The sequence below is a fragment of the Campylobacter concisus genome, assembly GCF_003049065.1.
GTDB lineage: Bacteria > Campylobacterota > Campylobacteria > Campylobacterales > Campylobacteraceae > Campylobacter_A > Campylobacter_A concisus_BE.
Genome location: NZ_PISC01000002.1, coordinates 125,693 through 144,964 on the forward strand (window position 1 = coordinate 125,693; position 19,272 = coordinate 144,964).

A 19,272-nucleotide genomic window follows, 5' to 3' on the forward strand; every position below is an offset into this window, starting at 1 on the left:
ATCAAAGCTCTTTTATCACGTCAAATCCCAGATCAGCCATTTCTGATTTAAATTTCTCAACATCACCATCTTTTATATCGACGCTTACTTGCCTTGGCTCTTTGCTAAGATCGACTTTTATCTCGCCAAAGTCATCTTCAAGTGCGTTTTTTATAGTGTTTGCGCAGTTTTGGCAATGCACATTATTTACCTCAAATGTTTTCATATTATCTCCTTTATCATGTGGTCGTATTCGTGTAAATTTATGATCTTTTTGGTGTTAAATTTAAAGCCAAGGCTCTCGTAAAATTTACGAACTTTTGGCTTATTTATATCAACTATCAGCGAGACCTTTTTATGTCCTAGCTCTTTTGCTTTGGTAAATGAGTGCATGATGAGCTCTTTTGCAAACCCTTGACCTCTAAATTTCTCATCTACAGCAATGCTATCTATATAAAACTCGTCATCAAAACACTCTTTTTCTATCTGGGCATCTTTGCCAAGAGCCTTTAGATGCTGTGAAATTTCTCTATCAAGCTGCGCTGCGTCGCCGCCAAAGTAAGCGCACATCGCAGCGATGATCATGTCGTCACGTTTATAGACATAGACATTTTTATAGCTAAGTCTGTTTGTCTCGCTTTTAAAAAATTTCTCTAAAATTTCGTCGCTTTTTACAGGATCGTCGTAGCCACTTAGCTTGTAGGCGATATCCTCCATCGCTAAATTTAGTAGTTTTATGCAGATTTTTGCATCTTGTTTTTGAGCATTTTTTATCATGGGTATGATTATATGCCTTTAGCTTAAATTTTTACCAAATATTATTTTCAAATTTACAAATTAGGCGCTTTAGCAGACAAACTAAAAATGTTTTAAAAAAGTATAAAATTTTTTTAGTTATAATCCGTAAAAAATTTATTTAAGGATATTTATGGGACGAGCATTTGAGTACCGAAGAGCGGCAAAAGAAGCTAGATGGGATAAGATGAGCAAGGTATTTCCAAAACTTGCAAAGGCTATAACAGTAGCGGCAAAAGATGGCGGATGTGATCCGGATATGAACCCAAAACTTCGTGCAGCCATCGCAGCAGCAAAAGCTGAAAATATGCCAAAAGATAACATCGATGCGGCTATAAAAAGAGCAAATGGCAAAGATAGCGCTGATATCAAGACTATCTTTTATGACGGCAAAGCAGCTCACGGCGTGCAAATCATCGTTGAGTGCGCGACTGACAACCCAACAAGAACAGTTGCAAATGTAAAAGCGATATTTAGCAAAAATGGCGGAGAAATTTTGCCAAGTGGCAGCCTTAGTTTTATGTTTACAAGAAAGAGCGTTTTTGAGCTTGAAAAACCAAGTGCTGATATCGAAGAGATCGAGCTTGAGCTGATTGATTACGGACTAAGTGACATCGAAGAAGATGAAAATGCACTATTTGTTTATGGCGATTATGCAAATTTTGGCACACTTCATGAGGGCATAGAGAAGCTAAATTTAGTAGTTAAAAAAGCTTCACTTCAGTACTTACCAAATCAAACCGTGAGCCTAGATGAAGAGCAAATGCTTGAGGTCGAGAGGCTTCTTGACAAGCTAGAAGACGACGATGACGTCCAAGCAGTTTATACAAATATCGAGTAAAAAGGAGCAACATGCGTTTTGATGAGTTAAAAGTTTATGATATAAATTTAGACGAGCTAAAAAAAGATAAATTTGCAGTTTTAAAGACAGAAAAAGGCGATATCAAACTTGAGCTTTTTGCCGAGGATGCACCACAAGCTGTTGCAAATTTTGTCCATTTGATAAAAACAGGCTTTTATAATGGCCTAAATTTTCACAGAGTTATACCAAATTTCGTCATCCAAGGCGGCTGCCCAAATGGCACAGGCACAGGTGGTCCTGGCTGGAGGATAAAATGCGAATGCGACAACCAAAAGGTAAAACACGAGCGTGGCAGCCTTAGCATGGCTCATGCAGGCCGTGACACTGGCGGATCGCAGTTTTTCATCTGCCACAGCAAGCAACCTCATCTTGACGGCGTGCATACAGTCTTTGGAAAGTGCGTTGATGACGAGAGCTTAAAGGTGCTTGATGCTATCAGACAAGGCGACAAGATCCTCTCAGCAGAGATCAAAGAGAGCCTATAAAAGGGGAATTTATGGAGAGTGCAAAAACGCAAAAAAGTCTCTTTGTGAGACTATTTACCAATCTCGCCATTTGGGTTGTGATAGGTATAGTTGGCGGTGTTATCGTCGGTATGGTCGCACCTGAGCTTGGCATAGCGAGCAAGCCAGGTATTGATTATTTTATAAAAGCCCTTAAAATTTTAATCGGCCCTATCATCTTTTTAACAATCGTCTCAGGCATTGTCGGACTTGAGAGCTTAAAAGATCTTGGCACCATCGGACTTAAGGCGTTTATCTACTTTGAGATAGTTAGCACGCTCGCTCTTGCTGTTGGTATCATCTTTGGCGAGACGCTTCGTCCAGGACACGGCATGAACCTTGACTACACCCAGCTTGACGCCTCAAGCGTGGCTAAATTTACATCTCAAGCTGGCAACATGGACGCAAATAGCGGCTTTTTAGCACATACACTTCATCTTTTAAGAGGTGCTGTGCCAGTAGATGACATCTTCCCTTACGTGCACATACTTGATCCATTTATAAAGTCAAACACACTTCAAGTGCTTTTCATGGCGATAGTCGTTGCCATCGTGCTTTCACTACTTGCTCATGATAAAAAGCAAGCTTGTCTAAAACCGCTTGAATTTATCCAGCACTACGTCTTAAAGCTGCTTACTTGGCTTATGCTATTTAGCCCAGTGGCAGCCTTTTCGGCGATGGCTTATTTGATCGGTAAATTTGGCATCGGAACGCTTCTTGGTATGATGGAGCTTCTTGTCGTTATGGCACTTGCAAGCTGCTTTTTCATCTTTGTCGTGCTTGGCGTCATTTGCTACTTTGCTAAAGTCAATGTCTTTAAATTTATGCGCTTCATCTCAAAAGAGGTCTTGGTCGTTTTTGCGACAAGCTCGAGCGAGACAGCTCTTGCACCACTTATGCAAAAGCTAGAAGCAGCTGGCATAAATAGAGGCGCGGTTGGCCTTATTATCCCGACTGGCTATTCATTTAACCTTGACTGCACCAACATCTATCTAAGCCTAAGCGTTATCTTCTTAGCTCAAGCCTTCAACATCCCGCTAAGTTTTGAACATCTAATAAGCATACTAATCGTACTAATGATCACAAGTAAAGGCGCAGTTGGCGTTACAGGATCTGGCTTTGTCGTCCTTGCTGGCACACTAAGCGCACTCCCAAGCACTGGCATACCAGTCGTCACCGTGGCTGTGCTACTTGGCGTTGATAAATTTATGTCAGAGATGCGTGCTGTTGGTAACCTTTGCGGTAATGCCGTTGGCTGCATGATCGTATCTATCTGGGATAAAAAGGTCGATATGGAGAAATTTAGATACGCACTAGATCATCCAGACGAATTTCACTTCCACTCATAATAGAATTTTTAAGGGGCAAATCGCCCCTTTTTATCTTAAAATTTACTTCAAAACTTAAAGTGCTTACTCCCTATTTTTACAATACCCAATGAAAATTTAGAAATTTTATTTTTAAATATAGAAACTAATATTATAATTATTAAAAATTTTAATTTGGAGGAGCTATGAAGACATTAGGCATCATAGGCGGCATGGGACCACTTGCCACGGCTGATTTATACAAAAAGATCATCGATATAACCCCAGCAACTTGCGATCAAGAGCACCTACACATCGTTATCGACTCATACGCACAGATAGAAGATAGGACAAAATTTATCATGGGCGAGGGAGAAAGTCCGCTTCCAAAGCTGATTCAAAGTGCTAAGCTATTAAAAAATGCAGGATGCGATGCGATGCTAATGGCTTGTAATACAGCTCACTACTTTGCCCCAAGCATCGAAAAAGAGGCTGGAGTGAAAATTTTGCACATTGCAAAAGTTACCATAGATGCCTTGCAAAAAAAATATCCGCACGCTAAAAATATCGCTGTCATCGCAACAAGTGGCACAAAAAAGGCAGGCGTTTATGATCAAATTTTAAAAGAGCGTGGGCTAAAGAGCGTGGATTTTAGCAAAGAGACGCAAGATGTCATCATGGAGTGCATCTACAAGGGCGTAAAAGCTGGCAAGTTAGAAGAGTATGTGCCGGTATTTTATGAAGTGCTTTCAAACATTGAAGCTGACGTTTATATCGCAGGTTGCACTGAGATACCGATGTTTTTACCATTTATCAGCAGCGAGTATAAATTTATAGATGCAACATTTGAGCTAGCAAAAGCTGGCGTAGAATTTGGACTAGAAAAGAGAGTGTTTTGATTAAATTTAGCCAGATACCTGGCTAAATTTACATTTTAACTACAAAAATCCTACAACTTATACTAAATAACAGCGACTTTTTATAGTAGAAATTTGATATCAAATTTAGCTGGAGTGTTCTGGTTAAATTTTAGCTCTAACTACAAAGATCACTTGTGTTAAAATTTTTTGATATCTGATGGGTGATTTTTAGAGCCTAATAAGTGTGGTTTTATAGTGAGAAGCTTTAGAAAATCTAGTGAAATTTAGTATTTTGATTTAAATTTAGTTGGTGTGTTCTGACTAAATTTTTGTTCTAACTGCAAAGATCGTTTGTATTAAAATTTCTGATGTCAGGCGATTAAATTTTTCAGGTTTATAAAGAGTGACTTTTGGTGAGAATTTTTAGAAAGTCTCGTTAAATTTGACCGAGCTGTTTCGCAAAATGTTTTAAATTTTATATTAGAAATTTGAAAAAGAGCTATATTTTATAGCTCTAAAATTTTTACTATTTGATAGTTTAAATTTAAAAAAGCCTTGCAGGGATTTACCCACAAGGCTATAAATTTTAAGCTTTTGGACCAGCTTTGGCGTACTCAACGCCCTCTTTTACATCTTCGTAGCGTTTGAAATTTTCAACAAACATCTTAGCGAGCTTGTCGCGTGAAGCGTTGTACTCAGTAGGATTTGCCCATGTGTTTATAGGATTTAGCAGTTTTGTCTCGACACCATCAAGCTCTTTTGGGATAGCGAAATTAAATTTATCAAAATTTTCAAATTCGCATTTTGTGATGCTACCATCAAGGATCGCATTTATGCAAGCACGAGTTGCTTTTATGCTCATACGCTTGCCAACGCCGTAAGCACCGCCGCTCCAGCCTGTATTTACAAGATAGACATTAACGCCGTGCTTATCGATCTTCTCGCCAAGTAGTTTTGCATAGACGGTTGGGTGAAGTGGCATAAATGGCTCGCCAAAGCAAGCGCTAAAAGTAGCGACCGGCTCGGTGATACCGCGCTCTGTGCCAGCAACTTTTGCTGTGTAGCCACTTAAAAAATAATACATCGCCTGCTCTTTTGTCAGCTTTGCAACTGGAGGAAGCACGCCAAAAGCGTCAGCGCTTAAAAAGATGATATTTTTTGGATGGCCAGCGCTTGAGCTTGGCTCGTAGTTGTCGATGTGATAGATCGGATAGCTCACGCGTGTGTTTTCAGTCTTTGAGCCATCTTTATAATCAACCACGCCGTTTTCGTAAGCCACAACGTTTTCAAGTAGCGCGTCACGCCTGATCGCTGCGTAAATTTCTGGCTCGCTGCTTGGATCAAGATTGATGCATTTTGCGTAGCAGCCACCCTCAAAGTTAAATACCCCATCATCGTCCCAGCCGTGCTCGTCATCGCCTATTAGTTTGCGTTTTGGATCGGTTGAAAGTGTCGTTTTACCAGTGCCAGATAGGCCAAAAAATAGCGCCGTATCGCCCTTCTCACCTACGTTTGCAGAGCAGTGCATACTTAGTTTGCCCTCAAGTGGCAACCAGTAGTTCATCATAGAAAAAATGCCCTTTTTCATCTCGCCGCCATACCATGTGCCACCGATCACTGCGACATTTTCCTCGACGTTAAATATGACAAAAACCTCTGAATGTAGCCCGTCAGCCTTGTAGTCCTCATTTTTTGTCTTGCAAGCGTTATAAACTACAAAATCAGGCTCAAATTTAGCCAGCTCCGCTTCACTTGGGCGGATGAACATATTTTTTACAAAGTGCGCTTGCCACGCTACTTCGGTGACAAAACGGACTGATTTTTGGCTCTTTTTGCTAGCTCCACAAAATGCGTCTTGGATAAAAATTTCTTTACCACTTAGTTGCTCTTTTGCTTTTTTAAGAAGCTTGTCAAATAGCTCTTTTGTGATAGGCTGATTTATCTTACCCCAAGCGATGTATTTTTGGCTTGGATCTTGCTTGACAAAGTACTTATCTTTTGGACTTCTGCCTGTAAAAATTCCAGTATCGACCATAAATGTGCCGTTACTTGAGACTCTGCCCTCGTTGTTTGCCTTTTCAAGCTCAAAAAGCTTGTCGTAGCTTAGATTGTGATTTATCTTTTTGATCTCTTTTAGACCTAGCTCGTCTAGTTTATTTATCATGTTGTTTCCTTTTAAATTTTCGTTTCTTTATAAATTTTGACCTAAAAGTCATCAAAATGTTAATCAAATTTCGCTTAACACTATCTTTTTAAAAGTGACAAATTTATTTAAATTTAGCCACCACTTGATTGTTCGCGACACTTTGACCTTTGCTAACCTCGATAGAGCCTATGATGCCATCTTTTGGGGCCTTAACCTCTATCTCCATCTTCATCGCTTCAAGCACGACTATGGCCTGACCTTTTTTGACATGATCTCCTACGCTAACTAAAATTTTATGCACAGCGCCTGGTAAGCTTGCGACGATGTCATTTTCTGTTGCACCTGCTACTGCACTTTTGGCATTTTTTACGCTTTTGCCTTCAACTTCGGTGATTGATTTTACTTGGATGCTGTCGTTAAAACCTTCGCTTACTTCGACATTGTAGCGGCTACCATTTACGACGACACTATATCTGCCGCTTTGAGTTTGTCTGCCTTCATTTGCTTTAGCATTTGGATCTACTTTTCTTACATTTACTTTAGCTTCGCCTTTTAAGAACGCGATGCCTTTTTCTTTACAAGCTGCTGCTATAAAGACGTTTTCTTCGGTAACTTTGATCTTGTTTTGTTTTAAAATTTCTTTTACATGTGCAAGTGACTTGCTTTTATCTTTATCAGCTATATCAACTGCATGTTTTGTAGTTGGTTTTAGTCCTAACTGCTCGCTGGCAAGCTTAATGATCTCTTTATCAGGCGTAACTGGGGTCTTGCCAAAGTAGCCAAGCACCATTTTGCCGTATCCCTCAGCGATCTTTTTCCACTTGCCAAACATTACATTATTAAAGGCTTGTTGGAAGTAAAACTGGCTAACAGGAGTTACTGAAGTGCCGTATCCGCCCTTTTGCACCACTTCGCGCATAGCAAGGATGACCTCTGGGAATTTATCTAAGATGTTGTTATCTCTCATCATCTGGGTATTTGCAGTGAGCGCGCCACCTGGCATCGGTGAAAATGGTATTAGAGGGCTTACTTGCACGGCCTCAGGCGGTAAGAAATACTCTTTTAAACAATCATTCAAAACACTTTCATATTTTAAAATTTTCTCCACGTCAAGTCCGCCAAGATCGTAGTTTTTGCCTTTTACTGCGTGAAGCATGGTTAGGATATCTGGCTGACTTGTACCGCCACTTACTGGGCTTGCAGCTAGATCTATACCATCAACACCAGCTTCAAGCGCTGCAAGATAGCAAGCGACACTTACGCCTGCTGTTTCATGTGTATGAAGTCTGATGTGAGTTTTTTCTGGGAGTAGCTTTCTAGCCATTTTTATGGTTTCATAGACTTTTTGTGGGCTACTTGTGCCACTTGCATCTTTAAAGCAAACGCTGTGATAAGGGATATTTGCATCTAAAATTTCTCTTAAAATTTTCTCGTAAAATTTAACATCATGAGCTCCGACACAGCCGCTAGGAAGATCCATCATAGTAACGACGACTTCGTGTTTTAGTCCGTGATGAGCGATCCTCTCGCCTGAATATTTTAAATTTTCAACATCATTTAATGCATCAAAATTTCTAATGGTAGTAGTTCCATGTTTTTTGAAAAGTTTTGCGTGAAGGTCGATTAGCTCTCGGCTACCGGTGTCAAGTGTGACGGTATTTACGCCCCTGCTTAGGGTTTGAAGGTTTGCTTTTGGTCCTACGATGCTTCTAAATTTATCCATCATCGCAAAAGCGTCTTCATTTAGGTAAAAATAAAGGCTTTGAAATCTCGCTCCTCCGCCAAATTCAAAATGCTCTATGCCAGCCTCTTTGGCTGCTTCAAGCGCGGGCAAAAAGTCGTTCATAAGCACTCTAGCGCCATAAACTGACTGAAAGCCATCTCTAAAGGTCGTATCCATAACATCGATAAATTTCTTTGCCATATTTCACCTCATTAAATTTATAAATTTACTAAAAAGCGGTCATAAAAATGGCTAAGTTGAGCAGAAACTCAAATTAGCCATTTTGCTTGCTTTTGGTATTTTACAACCAAAAACTTTTATATCATTTAAAAAGTGAGAGTAAGAAGTTAAATAATCCGCCGTGGCTCGCATCTAGCACCGGCTTTATCTCCATCAAAAAGACGCAGAAAAAGACTAAAACTGCTACTTGGATGATGATATAAGGCACTACACCTTTATAAATAGCAGCTGTTTTTATCTCAGCAGGTGCGACCGATCTTAAGAAAAATAGACTAAATCCAAATGGCGGCGTCAAGAATGAAGTTTGTAAATTCATAGCAACTAGGATCGCTAGATAGACTGGATTTATGCCAAGTTTTGCGGCGATTGGCACCAAGATAGGAAGCACGATATATGAAATTTCAACAAAATCGATAAAAAAGCCAAGCACAAAGATAACAGCCATACTAAAGATGATAAAGCCCCACTTCTCGCCTGGTAAATTTGTCATGAAATTTTCAACTATCTCATCGCCTCCAGTGTAGCTAAAGACCATAGAAAAGGCAGTCGCACCAACAAGTATGGCAAAGACTAGAGCTGTCGTTTTTACGCTCTCAGCCAAAGCCTCTTTCATCATAGAAAATGAAAATGTCCTATAAAACATAGCGAGAATAATAGCGCCCACGCAGCCAAATGCTGAACTTTCAGTCGGTGTAGCAATACCTGCAAAGATAGAGCCTAGCACGCAGATGACTAGCAAAAGCGGCGGGAAAATAGCGATAAGTGCTCTTATCACCTGTCTAAATTTACTAACCCCACTCTCATCTTTTACCACAGGAGCGATCTCTGGCTTTAGATAAGCAACTATCAAGATGTAGACGATATAGGCGCCAACTAGCGTTAGACCTGGTAAAAATGCCTGATGAAATAGCTCGCCAACTGGCACTGAAAAGATATCACCCAAGATGATGAGCACGATAGATGGTGGGATGATCTGACCAAGCGTACCAGCAGCGCATATCGTGCCACAACCAAGGGATTGATCGTATTTATACTTTAGCATTACAGGTAAGCTTATAACGCCCATAGCAACGACGCTAGCTCCTACGACGCCAGTTGATGCTGCAAGAAGCGCGCCAACCAAGATAGTGCTAATAGCGATACCACCGCGAATTTCTCCAAAGAGCATACCCATGCTCTCAAGTAGTCTCTCGGCTAGCTTTGACTTTTGAAGCACTACGCCCATGAAGACAAAGAGTGGAACTGCTATGAAAATTCTACTCTCCATGATAGAGAAAATCCTATAAGGCATGAAGTTAAACATATCTTTAAATACTTCTATACTGCCAAGTAGCCCATCGCCATCACTAAGACTCTCTACGACGCTGCCAACCATGCCAAATATCATCGCAACCGCACCAAAGGTAAATGCCACTGGAAAGCCAATGCCAAGCATCAATAGCGCGGCTATAAACATTATTAATCCCGCCATATTTTCTCCTTACTGGCTTTCTTATAGCGATTAAAATTTTTTATAAAAAAGCCGATCGCAAAAAATACAAGCACATAAAATGAAAAAGGGATCATTGCTTTTATGATCCATCTATGGGTAAGACCGCCTGGATCTGCGCTGGCCTCTGCCGAGCTGTAAGCATCTCCTACAAATCCAAATGATAAATTTGAAACCAAAAGCGCAAATGGTATGACAAAAAATATAGTACCAAGCATATTTACAAGGGCTTTTTGTCTTTCTGAAAATTTAGCATAAAAGATATCAACCCTAACATGTGCGTCCTCTTTTAGAGCATAGCTCATGCCAAGTAGAAATATCACAGCAAAAAAGTGCCACTCAAGCTCCTGAAATGCAACATTGCCGTAAGAGAAAAAGTATCTTGCCACAACGTTAAAAAATACGTCTATTATCATCAAAGCCATAATAAACATACAAATATAACCGACTATATCGCCAGCTTTGTCAAAAAATCTCTCAATCTTATCCATTAAAAACCTTTAATAGTTCATTTATCATGATGATGAGCACGCAAACTGGTGCTACATATCTTAGTAAAAAATACCAAGCATTAAATACAAAATCGCTCATATATGGGCTAAATAGCACATATAAAGCATCTTTTTTCATAAAATATCCTACAAATATCGCTCCGCCGATACCGCTAATTGGTAGCAAGATATTTGAAGCGGTAAAATCAAGAAAATCAAAGAAATTTTTACCAAAGAGCATAAATTTATCGCCAACATTTTCTATATTTGATAAAAGGCATAAAAATCCAACTATGAAAATCCCAGCTCCAACTATGCTAAGAGCCTTTCTTCTACTCATGCCATACTCTCTGATCAAGAAAAATGCAAATGGCTCAACGATAGAGATCGCTGATGTGATACCAGCAAAGATAAGTGCAGCAAAAAATGCCACAGCTAAAATTTGACCTATCACGCCAAGCTTAGCAAATAGCGTTGGCAGTGAGATAAAGACAAGTCCTGGTCCTTGAGACGGAGTAGCGCCAAATTCAAATATAAAGGTAAAAATAACAAGACCTATCATAATAGCAAGCGCGATGTTTATAAAGACGATGCTTAGCGTTGAAGTGGCTAAATTTGTATCATCGCTTAAGCTGGCTGAATAGGTAATGATCGCTGCCATACCAAGAGATAGCGTCCAAAATGCAAGTCCAAGAGCTAGCAAGAGCGAGTTAAATGAAATTTTACTAAAGTCAGGGATGAGCAAAAACTCGGCTGATTTAGAAAAGCCATCCATCGTCATAGAAAATATAAGCATAATTAAAACCATGATAAACAGGCTTGGCATCATCCAAACATTTAGCTTCTCTATGCCACTTTTTACGCCTTTTGAAAGGATGTAAAAGCAAGCTGCAAATGCTATAACAAAGTAAAGTGTCTGCTCGCCAAGGCCATGTGTCAAAAGATCGTTAAATATCACTTTTGAGCTATCTATATCACTTGGCAAGCCAGAAAAAGATAGGACAAAATACTTAAAGACCCAGCCTATTATCACGATGTAATATGACGAGATGATAGCTGCTGTAACCATGGCTAAAATTCCAACCAGCTGCCATAAATTTTTATTTTTAGCTGCTAGCTTTCTAAAAGCATTGACGCTGTCACTCTCGCTAAGCTTGCCGATACTAAGCTCCGCCATAAAGATAGGCACGCCAACTAGAAAAGTTATCAAAAGATATAGGATAATAAACGCCGAACCGCCGTTTTCACCAACCATGTATGGAAATTTCCATGCATTGCCAAGTCCGACAGCCGATCCAGCGACTGCTAGGACATAGCCTATTTTAGAAAATTGTTCTTTTGCCATATTATGAGATCTCCCTTATTAACACCACCAGAACTAAAAGTGGAGCCACAAATCTAATTAAAAAATACCAAATTTTAAATACAACCTTGCCCATATAAGGCACAAATAGCTCTTTTAAAAGCTCAAATTTCATAAAGTAGCCAACAAAGATAGCAAACAAGATGCCACCAAGTGGGAGCATGATATTTGAGCTTAGATAATCAAGCAGGTCAAAAAAGCTCTTACCAAAAAATGTAAGCGCATCTTTAAATTCGCTTGTGCCACTTAATGCGCATAAAATTCCTAAGATATAAACCACGCAAGCAACGATTAGGATCGATTTATTTCTACTAAAATTTAGACTCTTGCTTAAGAAAAATATAAATGGCTCAACCATCGAGATAACCGAGGTGATGCCAGCAAAAAATAGTGATATAAAAAATGTAAATGCCAAGAAATTTCCAAGCAAGCCAAGCTTAGCAAATAGCGTTGGTAGCGAGATGAAAGCAAGCCCTGCGCCTTTTGATGGCTCTGAGCCAAACTCAAATGTAAATGTAAAGACGATAAGGCCGATGATGACGCTTATTATGATGTTCGCAAAGACGACGTAGAGCGAAGAGGTAAATAAATTTGTATCATCGCTTAGACTAGATGAGTAGGTAAGTATGCAGCCAATGCCAACGCACATCGTAAAAAAGGCAAGTCCAAGAGCGTTTAAAACAGCTGCTTGATCTATCTTTGAAAAATCAGGCACTAGTAGAAATTTAGCCGCTTTATCAAAGCCCTCCATACCAAAAGAGTAGCCAAGCATAAGCAAAAGCAAGATAAAAAGAGCTGGTATAAGATAGACATTTATGCGCTCGATGCCGCTTTTTACGCCTTTTGTAAGGATGAAAAAGTAGGCAAAAAATGCGATACTAAAGTATAAAATTTGTTCATTTATGCCATTTGAAGTGAAATTTACAAAAAGCGTCTCTGAGCTTGCCATATCTTTAGGTAGCTCGCCAAAGCTTAAAATGACGTATTTTAAAACCCAGCCAATGATGAGCGTATAAAAAGATGCGATAAATAGCCCAGTCACCATGATAACACCGGCAAATTTCCAAGAATTTGCCCCTTTTATAGCTAGGCTTTTAAACGCTCCAACCGTATCAAGACGTGAAATTTTACCCATCGCCATCTCAGCAAAAAATATGCTAAGACCAACAGCAAAGGCAAAAAATAGATATATAAGGATAAATGCCGAACCGCCGTTGCTGCCGACCATGTATGGAAATTTCCACGCATTACCAAGGCCGATAGCCGCTCCAATTATCGATAAGACAAAGCCAATTTTACTAAATCTCTCTGCCATTATTTACCTGCCATCTGGTAGATCATTATCGCACAAATGGCAACTGGCACGACATATCTTAAGAAAAAGTACCAAATTTCAAAAAATGCTCTTCCCATAAAATCGCCAAAGAGCAGATACAAACTCTCTTTTTTAAGTTTATAGCCAACAAAAAAGCTAAATACGATAGCGCCTATTGGCATCATGATATTTGATGTGAGAAAGTCAAGCGCGTCAAAAAATGGCTTACCACAAACGCTAAAAGCACTTGATGTGTCTGAATAATATGAAAGTATGCAAAAGATGCCCAAGATATAGACAAAGGCGCCGATGTAAAGAAGCGCCATCTTTCTTGAAATTTCAAATTTCCTAACCAAATAATAAGCAAAAGGCTCGATCATCGAAACCGCGCTCGTGATACCAGCAAACAATAACGATACGAAAAATGCTACCGCCATAACGTTGCCAACGATGCCAAGCTTTGCAAAAAGCGTGACAAGCGAGATAAAGATAAGACCTGGGCCACTTGCCGTGCTATCAGCCCCATAAGCAAATATAAAGGTAAATACGACAAGCCCCATCATAATGCCTATTAATATGTTTATAAAGATGATAGAAAGCGTTGATTTTATTAAATTTGTCTTCTCTGGTAAATTTGCAGCGTATGTCGGTATGACGCCAACGCCCATAGATAGCGAGAAAAACGCAAGGCCTAGAGCTTGCAAAACAACATCTGGCGTGATCGCACTAAAATTTGGTACAAATAAAAATTTAGCCGCCTTCACAAAGCCATCACCCATGCTAAGCGCGTAAAAAAGCATGCAAACCAGCAAGACAAAAAGGCTTGGCATCATCCATATATTTAGCTTTTCTATGCCACTTTTTACGCCTTTTGAAACGGCAAAAAAGACCATCAAAAAGACTAAGCTAAAGCAAAGCACGGCGCTGTTTAGGTCATTTGATAAAAGCGTGTTAAACTGCTCGCCTGCAGCTTTTGTATCAGATAAAAGTGGCGAAAAACTAAGATAGATATACTTTAAAATCCAGCCAATAACAACCATATAAAATGAAGCTATAAGTATCGCTCCGATCATGAAAAAGCCAGAGAGCGACCAAGCTTTTTTATTTTTTGGAGCAAGCTTGTAAAGAGAGCTTACAATGTCGCTTTCGCCAAGTTTGCCGATGCTAAGCTCCGCTAAAAACGCCACAAATGCGATAGCAAATGTAAGAAGCAAGTATAAAATTATAAATGCCGAACCGCCGTTATTTCCCACCATCGTAGGAAATTTCCAAGCATTGCCAAGACCAACAGCAGAACCAGCCATCGCAAGAACAAAGCCTATCTTTGAAAATTTCTCGTTTATCATTGAAAACCTAAGATTAAGAATAAATTAAATTCTTTCAAAGATAGCATAAAAAAACTTTCATTTTTCTAAGCCAAGAATTTTTTATAGGCAATTTAAATTTTTAGTGTTTTTATTTGAAACAAAGTTTTGTTTTTGTAATATTACGGCTCATGAAGTTCAAGTAGGGGACAGATCCGAAAGAGCTTTAAAATTTTAAAGGAGCAACGATGAAAAAGATCGTGTTTTTAATTCTTGGTCTTGCTGCATTTGCATTTGGCGCTGACGGCGAGATGATCAGATCATATTCAGTTATCGCTGGCGGTATCGGCCTTGGCCTTGCAGCTCTTGGCGGTGCTATAGGTATGGGTAACACAGCTGCTGCAACTATCAGCGGAACAGCTAGAAACCCAGGTGTAGGTAGCAAACTTATGACTACAATGTTTATCGCTCTTGCGATGATCGAAGCACAAGTTATCTACGCACTTGTTATTACACTTATCGTTCTTTACGCAAACCCAATGCTTGGCTAAGCGTAAAGCTTAAAATTTAGCCCCTTTTTGGGGCTTTTGTTCTTTTTGCGATCATGGTGGAATTGGTAGACACGCTATCTTGAGGGGGTAGTGCCATTAGGTGTGCGAGTTCGAGTCTCGCTGATCGCACCATCTTATCTCTCTTTCTAAATCAAAATCTTAAATTTCTAAGCTATAAAAAAGGAAAAATTTTATGTTAGATAAAAAACGTGCCTTAAAACAATTACAAAACGAAGCAGACGATGTTGCTATATACTCACTTCTAGAAGCTAGCGAAAAAGTCGAAGAGAACAAAAAGGTACTTCGAAAATTAATCGCAGAAGAGAGACGCCACTATGCTTTTTGTCAAAAGATAACTGGTGAGAGCAGAAGTGCAAATTTATTCAAAGTCATCTTCTACACGATACTTGTTAAAATTTTTGGCACATCTTTTACTCTGAAATTTATGGAGTCACGCGAAGAAAATGCTGAGAAATTTTATCTTGACATCGTAGATGAATATCCTGAAGCTCGTGATATTTACGAAGAGGAGATGAACCACGAAAATAGTCTAATCTCCATGCTAAAAGACACAAAGCTCGTAAATGCTGGTGGTATCGTGCTTGGCATGAATGATGCGTTAGTTGAGCTAACAGGCACACTTAGCGGCATCGCGCTTGCATTTTCAAATACAAAATCAGTTGGCGCAACAGGCCTTATCATGGGTGTGGCAGCTGCACTCTCTATGGCTGGTTCAGCATATCTCGAGTCAAAAGAAAATCCAAGCGACGAGATCAAACCACTTACCTACTCGCTCTACACAGGCAGTTCGTACATCATAACAACGGCATTTTTGATACTTCCATTTTTCATCTTTACAAGCGGTCTTTACGCCGTCTTGTCGATGTTTTTCTTTGCGCTAGTTGCCATTATCACTTACAACTTTTATATAAGCGTGGCAAAGGAGCTTAATTTTTTACCAAGAGTGATTGAGATGTGTGTGATAACTTTTGGTGTTGCGATCATTTCTTTTGGCATCGGCTTCTTGGTAAAACACTATTTTGGACTAGATATTTAATCCAAAATTTCATACCAAGTGTAACTATCGTCTCCAAAATTCCCACTAAAAAGTGGTTTTAAATTTAAATCAAAGCTCAAATTTTCACCAATTTTGAAATTTGAGCTTTGATAGATAAGTAGCCACTTTACATTTGCTAGCTTGCCCTCTTTTGCAAGTTTTAAAAACTCGCCAGCTCCTTCAAACATGCAAAGTCCTTTTAGATTTAGCTCTTTTTGAATGCTGACTTTGCGATCTGGCACGCTAAAAAGTGGCAATGTTTCATCAAATTTATCGCCTCTTGAGTAGATTATGACGTCTGGGTTTTTGCCATTTTTTATAAGTCTGGTATCAAGCCTTGGTCGGTCTATTCGCACTGTGTTGCCACCGATCACCAATATGTCTATGACGCTTCTAAGTTTATGCACATGCGTGCGGCTAAGCTCATTTGTGATGATGCCACCACTTGCCACGCCGTTTTTACTAAGAGCTATTTTTAAAAAGCTAAATCCACCATTTTGATATGCCAAAAATGGCTCAAGCAGTTTATCGCAGCGCTCTTTTAAAACGCCAAATTTAACTCTCACACCAGCACTCTGAAGTAAATTTCCTCCGCCACTTGCTATTTTATTTTCATCATGGCTGCCAATTATAACCTCGCTAAAGCCAAGCTCTTTTAGCAAATTTGCACAAGGTGGCGTTTTTCCATGATGTGAGCAAGGCTCAAGTGTGACATAAGCTTTTGCATTTTTTAATAAATTTGAGTGGTTATTTAGTATAAATTCATAGGTAAATTTTGGCTCTAAAAGGCCAAATTCGCCCTCTTTTATATTTGAGCTAAATTTAGCGTTATAAGCTTTTATAAAATCATCTTTAAATTTTTCACTTTTTTTGCAAAGCGCAAAGAGTATCGCTGTCGGTTCAGCGTGTAAATATCCAGCCTTTTCATGAGCCTTGCAAGATAGAATTTGCCCATTTTCATCAAGGATAAGGCATCCAACTGCTGGATTTGGGTAGGTCAGGATCTGAAATTTCCAAGCCTCACTTAAAGCAAGACCCATGTAAAATTCGTCGTTCATCTTAGCAGACTATATTTATTTTCCTATATCTTTTATCTCATCAACAAGAGTTTTTGAGATCAAATCGATATCGGTCGGCTCATCCTGTGCATCCCACCTAAATGCAGCAATCTCCGCCAAAACAGCCATCTCTTTAAAATAGCTATATTTTGTTGTAGAGACTGGTATAGCATAAGAGACCAAAAGCCTATCTGCGTTATCGTAAATTTTCACGCTATAGCTAAAGTGAGGCTTGTTTAACGCCTTGCCACCCCAGTTAAACCATCTTTCATAATCCATTTGTATTTTTATTTTAAAGCTATTTTCGTCTCCTAAAATGCCCTGCTCTTTTAGATGTTTGTTTATAAATTCCACAAATTCATCACGAAGTTCGCTTTCATTTTTATAGTTAGGATTGTATTCGTATCTAGTTGGTTGATTTGTCAATGTCAGGTTAAAATCACTAATAATGTATTTAGCCACGCCTTTTTGTATCGGCGTTGGCTCAACATTATATTTATATCTTCCCGCGCATCCAACAAAGAAAGCACCTAAAACTATTAAAAATAGTATTTTTACAAATTTCATATTTTCTAAATTTACGACAAGCCGTCGATCTTGCCCTCTGCGTCTATCCTCATATTGACCGCAGCTGGTACTTTTGGAAGTCCAGGCATTAGCATGATCTTACCGCAGACTGCAACGATAAAGCCAGCTCCCGTTCTAATATCAAGGTCTTTTACGCTAAATGTAAAGCCCTTTGCTCTACCCAAAAGCTTCGCATCGTCGCTAAACGAGTACTGTGTTTTAGCGATGCAAACTGGCAAATGGCTTAAATTTAGCTCTTTTATCATCTCAAGCTTTTTAAGAGCAGCCTCTTCAAAGACCACCTCGCCAGCTCCATAAATTTCCTTAGCGACCTTTTCTATCTTAATTTTTGTATCATCGCTCATCTCGTAGGTGAAATTTATCTTGCTTGGCTTATCGCACGCTTTTAAAACTAGCTCGGCAAGCTCAAGCGCACCTTTGCCACCTTTTAAGAAATTCTCACAAACTGCCACTTCTACGCCAAGCTCACGGCAGTACTCTTTTACGAAATTTATCTCTTCATCAGTGTCAAAGCCAAATTTATTAAGCGCTACAACTACATTTTGACCAAATTTACCTTTTAAATTTTCGATATGCCCGCCAAGGTTTTCGATGCCTTTTTTAAGGGCATTCATATCTGGTTTTGTGATCTCGTCTTTATTTGCTTCGCCGTTATATTTTAGCGATCTGATCGTGCTTACAAGCACCACAGCGCTTGGTTTAATCTCAGCAACCCTGCATTTTATATCTAAAAATTTCTCAGCGCCAAGCTCCGAGCCAAAGCCAGCTTCAGTGATGACGTAGTCGGCCAAATTTAGAGCTGTTTTTGTTGCGATGACTGAGTTGCAGCCGTGTGCGATGTTTGCAAATGGACCGCCATGCACGAGTGTAGGTGTGTGCTCTAGTGTTTGAAATAAATTTGGCTTGATCGCATCTTTTAAGAGTATGCAAACAGCGTCTTGGCAGCCTAGATCACGCACGTAGATAGGCTTTTTATCGCTATCGTAAGCAACCATGATGTTTGCCACGCGCTCTTTTAGATCAGAAAGACTTGTGGCTAGACAAAGTACAGCCATGATCTCGCTTGCGGCGGTGATATTAAAGCCATCTTCTCTTGGCACGCCGTCCGTTCTGCCGCCCTGACCCACAGTTATAAATCTAAGCGCGCGGTCATTCATATCCATACAGCGCTTCCATAAAATTTTCTCTATTTTTAGTGGGTTTTCTTGATAGAGGCTATTATCTATCATGGCAGAAATCAGGTTATTTGCCGATGTTATCGCGTGAAAATCGCCAGTAAAGTGTAAATTTAGATCCTCCATCGGCGCAAGCTGCGAGTAGCCACCACCTGCTGCTCCACCCTTTATGCCAAAAACTGGTCCCAAAGATGGCTCGCGAAGTGCTAGGCAAACCTTTTTATTAAGTGAATTTAGCGCGTCAGCTAGACCGATCGACATAGTCGTTTTGCCCTCGCCGTATGGGGTTGGGTTAGTCGCGGTGACTAAGATGAGCTTTGAGTTTGATGGCTCAAGTCTAGGGAAAATTTTGGCCTTAAATTTGCCGTAAAGCTCAAGCTCGTCTTCGTTTAAGCCTAGTTTTGCGGCAACTTTACTGATGTGTTCAAGTTTTGTTTGGTGAGTTATCTCGATGTCGCTTAGCATT

The 19,272-nt window shown here is 39.6% G+C and carries 18 protein-coding genes and 1 tRNA gene; 7 read left to right on the plus strand and 12 right to left on the minus strand.

The window, feature by feature from the left end; all coding sequences use genetic code 11:
• Nucleotide 1 precedes the first annotated feature (1 nt).
• Nucleotides 2–205: a heavy-metal-associated domain-containing protein gene (locus CVS81_RS02305; protein WP_009294304.1), complete on the minus strand. Its 204-nt coding sequence runs from the start codon at nt 203–205 to the stop codon at nt 2–4.
• Entirely contained in the window at nt 202–756 is a 555-nt protein-coding gene (locus CVS81_RS02310; RefSeq protein WP_107964971.1) for a GNAT family N-acetyltransferase, read from the minus strand. Before CVS81_RS02310 ends, CVS81_RS02305 begins: the two co-directional genes overlap by 4 nt.
• Before the next feature lie 151 nt (nt 757–907).
• Between CVS81_RS02310 and CVS81_RS02315 the strand changes: the two genes are divergently transcribed.
• The 4 genes from CVS81_RS02315 to CVS81_RS02330 all read left to right on the plus strand — a co-directional run bounded on the left by CVS81_RS02315 (nt 908) and on the right by CVS81_RS02330 (nt 4,345).
• Nucleotides 908–1,615 carry a YebC/PmpR family DNA-binding transcriptional regulator gene (locus tag CVS81_RS02315; protein WP_021093135.1) on the plus strand — a complete coding sequence of 236 codons (708 nt, stop codon included), beginning with the start codon at nt 908–910 and terminating at the stop codon, nt 1,613–1,615.
• Between the two features lie 11 nt (nt 1,616–1,626).
• Nucleotides 1,627–2,121 carry a peptidylprolyl isomerase gene (locus CVS81_RS02320; RefSeq protein WP_021085768.1) on the plus strand — a complete coding sequence of 165 codons (495 nt, stop codon included), beginning with the start codon at nt 1,627–1,629 and terminating at the stop codon, nt 2,119–2,121.
• An 11-nt stretch (nt 2,122–2,132) separates the two neighbouring features.
• Nucleotides 2,133–3,488, plus strand: coding sequence for a cation:dicarboxylate symporter family transporter (locus CVS81_RS02325; RefSeq protein ID WP_021084182.1), 1,356 nt, complete (start codon nt 2,133–2,135; stop codon nt 3,486–3,488).
• 164 nt (nt 3,489–3,652) lie between these two features.
• Nucleotides 3,653–4,345: an aspartate/glutamate racemase family protein gene (locus tag CVS81_RS02330; RefSeq protein ID WP_021089668.1), complete on the plus strand. Its 693-nt coding sequence runs from the start codon at nt 3,653–3,655 to the stop codon at nt 4,343–4,345.
• Nucleotides 4,346–4,892: 547 nt separating this feature from the next.
• Here the strand turns inward: CVS81_RS02330 and pckA are convergent.
• The 7 genes from pckA to CVS81_RS02365 all read right to left on the minus strand — a co-directional run bounded on the left by pckA (nt 4,893) and on the right by CVS81_RS02365 (nt 14,419).
• The gene (pckA, locus tag CVS81_RS02335; protein WP_199907141.1) at nt 4,893–6,467 is read right to left on the minus strand and encodes a phosphoenolpyruvate carboxykinase (ATP); all 1,575 of its coding nucleotides are present in this window, start codon (nt 6,465–6,467) and stop codon (nt 4,893–4,895) included.
• Nucleotides 6,468–6,573: 106 nt separating this feature from the next.
• Nucleotides 6,574–8,376, minus strand: coding sequence for a biotin/lipoyl-containing protein (locus tag CVS81_RS02340; protein ID WP_107964973.1), 1,803 nt, complete (start codon nt 8,374–8,376; stop codon nt 6,574–6,576).
• A 121-nt stretch (nt 8,377–8,497) separates the two neighbouring features.
• A complete protein-coding gene (locus tag CVS81_RS02345; protein WP_107964974.1) occupies nt 8,498–9,886 on the minus strand; it encodes a TRAP transporter large permease in 1,389 nt (462 codons plus the stop codon).
• Nucleotides 9,874–10,395: a TRAP transporter small permease subunit gene (locus CVS81_RS02350; protein ID WP_107964975.1), complete on the minus strand. Its 522-nt coding sequence runs from the start codon at nt 10,393–10,395 to the stop codon at nt 9,874–9,876. Before CVS81_RS02350 ends, CVS81_RS02345 begins: the two co-directional genes overlap by 13 nt.
• Nucleotides 10,388–11,740 carry a sodium-dependent transporter gene (locus CVS81_RS02355; protein WP_107964976.1) on the minus strand — a complete coding sequence of 451 codons (1,353 nt, stop codon included), beginning with the start codon at nt 11,738–11,740 and terminating at the stop codon, nt 10,388–10,390. The genes CVS81_RS02350 and CVS81_RS02355 overlap by 8 nt, the downstream gene beginning before the upstream one ends.
• 1 nt (nt 11,741) lies before the next feature.
• On the minus strand, nt 11,742–13,073 hold the full coding sequence (locus CVS81_RS02360) for a sodium-dependent transporter (RefSeq protein ID WP_107964977.1): 1,332 nt from the start codon (nt 13,071–13,073) through the stop codon (nt 11,742–11,744).
• Nucleotides 13,073–14,419 (minus strand): sodium-dependent transporter, encoded by a 1,347-nt coding sequence (locus tag CVS81_RS02365; RefSeq protein WP_107964978.1) that lies wholly within the window; start codon nt 14,417–14,419, stop codon nt 13,073–13,075. The genes CVS81_RS02360 and CVS81_RS02365 overlap by 1 nt, the downstream gene beginning before the upstream one ends.
• 206 nt (nt 14,420–14,625) lie before the next feature.
• Between CVS81_RS02365 and CVS81_RS02370 the strand changes: the two genes are divergently transcribed.
• From CVS81_RS02370 to CVS81_RS02380, 3 genes are all read left to right on the plus strand, one after another.
• The gene (locus CVS81_RS02370) at nt 14,626–14,928 is read left to right on the plus strand and encodes a F0F1 ATP synthase subunit C (RefSeq protein ID WP_004317263.1); all 303 of its coding nucleotides are present in this window, start codon (nt 14,626–14,628) and stop codon (nt 14,926–14,928) included.
• A 47-nt stretch (nt 14,929–14,975) separates the two neighbouring features.
• Nucleotides 14,976–15,060: transfer RNA gene (locus CVS81_RS02375), tRNA-Leu, on the plus strand.
• Nucleotides 15,061–15,121: 61 nt separating this feature from the next.
• Entirely contained in the window at nt 15,122–15,985 is an 864-nt protein-coding gene (locus CVS81_RS02380) for a VIT1/CCC1 transporter family protein (protein WP_107964979.1), read from the plus strand.
• Here CVS81_RS02380 and ribD read toward each other — a convergent pair.
• Genes ribD through CVS81_RS02395 form a run of 3 tightly spaced genes read right to left on the minus strand, consistent with a single transcriptional unit; the run spans nt 15,982 to nt 19,271 of the window.
• Nucleotides 15,982–17,043: a bifunctional diaminohydroxyphosphoribosylaminopyrimidine deaminase/5-amino-6-(5-phosphoribosylamino)uracil reductase RibD gene (gene ribD / locus CVS81_RS02385; protein WP_107964980.1), complete on the minus strand. Its 1,062-nt coding sequence runs from the start codon at nt 17,041–17,043 to the stop codon at nt 15,982–15,984. The genes CVS81_RS02380 and ribD overlap by 4 nt on opposite strands.
• Nucleotides 17,044–17,058: 15 nt before the next feature.
• Nucleotides 17,059–17,610 (minus strand): hypothetical protein, encoded by a 552-nt coding sequence (locus CVS81_RS02390; RefSeq protein WP_107964981.1) that lies wholly within the window; start codon nt 17,608–17,610, stop codon nt 17,059–17,061.
• Between the two features lie 11 nt (nt 17,611–17,621).
• Nucleotides 17,622–19,271: a formate--tetrahydrofolate ligase gene (locus CVS81_RS02395; RefSeq protein WP_107964982.1), complete on the minus strand. Its 1,650-nt coding sequence runs from the start codon at nt 19,269–19,271 to the stop codon at nt 17,622–17,624.
• Nucleotide 19,272: the final 1 nt, after the last annotated feature.

Coding starts and splice junctions, on each gene's coding strand:
- CVS81_RS02305 (WP_009294304.1), bottom strand. CDS start 205: ATGAAAACATTTGAGGTAAATAATGTGCATTGCCAAAACTGCGCAAAC.
- CVS81_RS02310 (WP_107964971.1), bottom strand. CDS start 756: ATGATAAAAAATGCTCAAAAACAAGATGCAAAAATCTGCATAAAACTA.
- CVS81_RS02315 (WP_021093135.1), top strand. CDS start 908: ATGGGACGAGCATTTGAGTACCGAAGAGCGGCAAAAGAAGCTAGATGG.
- CVS81_RS02320 (WP_021085768.1), top strand. CDS start 1,627: ATGCGTTTTGATGAGTTAAAAGTTTATGATATAAATTTAGACGAGCTA.
- CVS81_RS02325 (WP_021084182.1), top strand. CDS start 2,133: ATGGAGAGTGCAAAAACGCAAAAAAGTCTCTTTGTGAGACTATTTACC.
- CVS81_RS02330 (WP_021089668.1), top strand. CDS start 3,653: ATGAAGACATTAGGCATCATAGGCGGCATGGGACCACTTGCCACGGCT.
- CVS81_RS02340 (WP_107964973.1), bottom strand. CDS start 8,376: ATGGCAAAGAAATTTATCGATGTTATGGATACGACCTTTAGAGATGGC.
- CVS81_RS02345 (WP_107964974.1), bottom strand. CDS start 9,886: ATGGCGGGATTAATAATGTTTATAGCCGCGCTATTGATGCTTGGCATT.
- CVS81_RS02350 (WP_107964975.1), bottom strand. CDS start 10,395: ATGGATAAGATTGAGAGATTTTTTGACAAAGCTGGCGATATAGTCGGT.
- CVS81_RS02355 (WP_107964976.1), bottom strand. CDS start 11,740: ATGGCAAAAGAACAATTTTCTAAAATAGGCTATGTCCTAGCAGTCGCT.
- CVS81_RS02360 (WP_107964977.1), bottom strand. CDS start 13,073: ATGGCAGAGAGATTTAGTAAAATTGGCTTTGTCTTATCGATAATTGGA.
- CVS81_RS02365 (WP_107964978.1), bottom strand. CDS start 14,419: ATGATAAACGAGAAATTTTCAAAGATAGGCTTTGTTCTTGCGATGGCT.
- CVS81_RS02370 (WP_004317263.1), top strand. CDS start 14,626: ATGAAAAAGATCGTGTTTTTAATTCTTGGTCTTGCTGCATTTGCATTT.
- CVS81_RS02380 (WP_107964979.1), top strand. CDS start 15,122: ATGTTAGATAAAAAACGTGCCTTAAAACAATTACAAAACGAAGCAGAC.
- ribD (WP_107964980.1), bottom strand. CDS start 17,043: ATGAACGACGAATTTTACATGGGTCTTGCTTTAAGTGAGGCTTGGAAA.
- CVS81_RS02390 (WP_107964981.1), bottom strand. CDS start 17,610: ATGAAATTTGTAAAAATACTATTTTTAATAGTTTTAGGTGCTTTCTTT.
- CVS81_RS02395 (WP_107964982.1), bottom strand. CDS start 19,271: ATGCTAAGCGACATCGAGATAACTCACCAAACAAAACTTGAACACATC.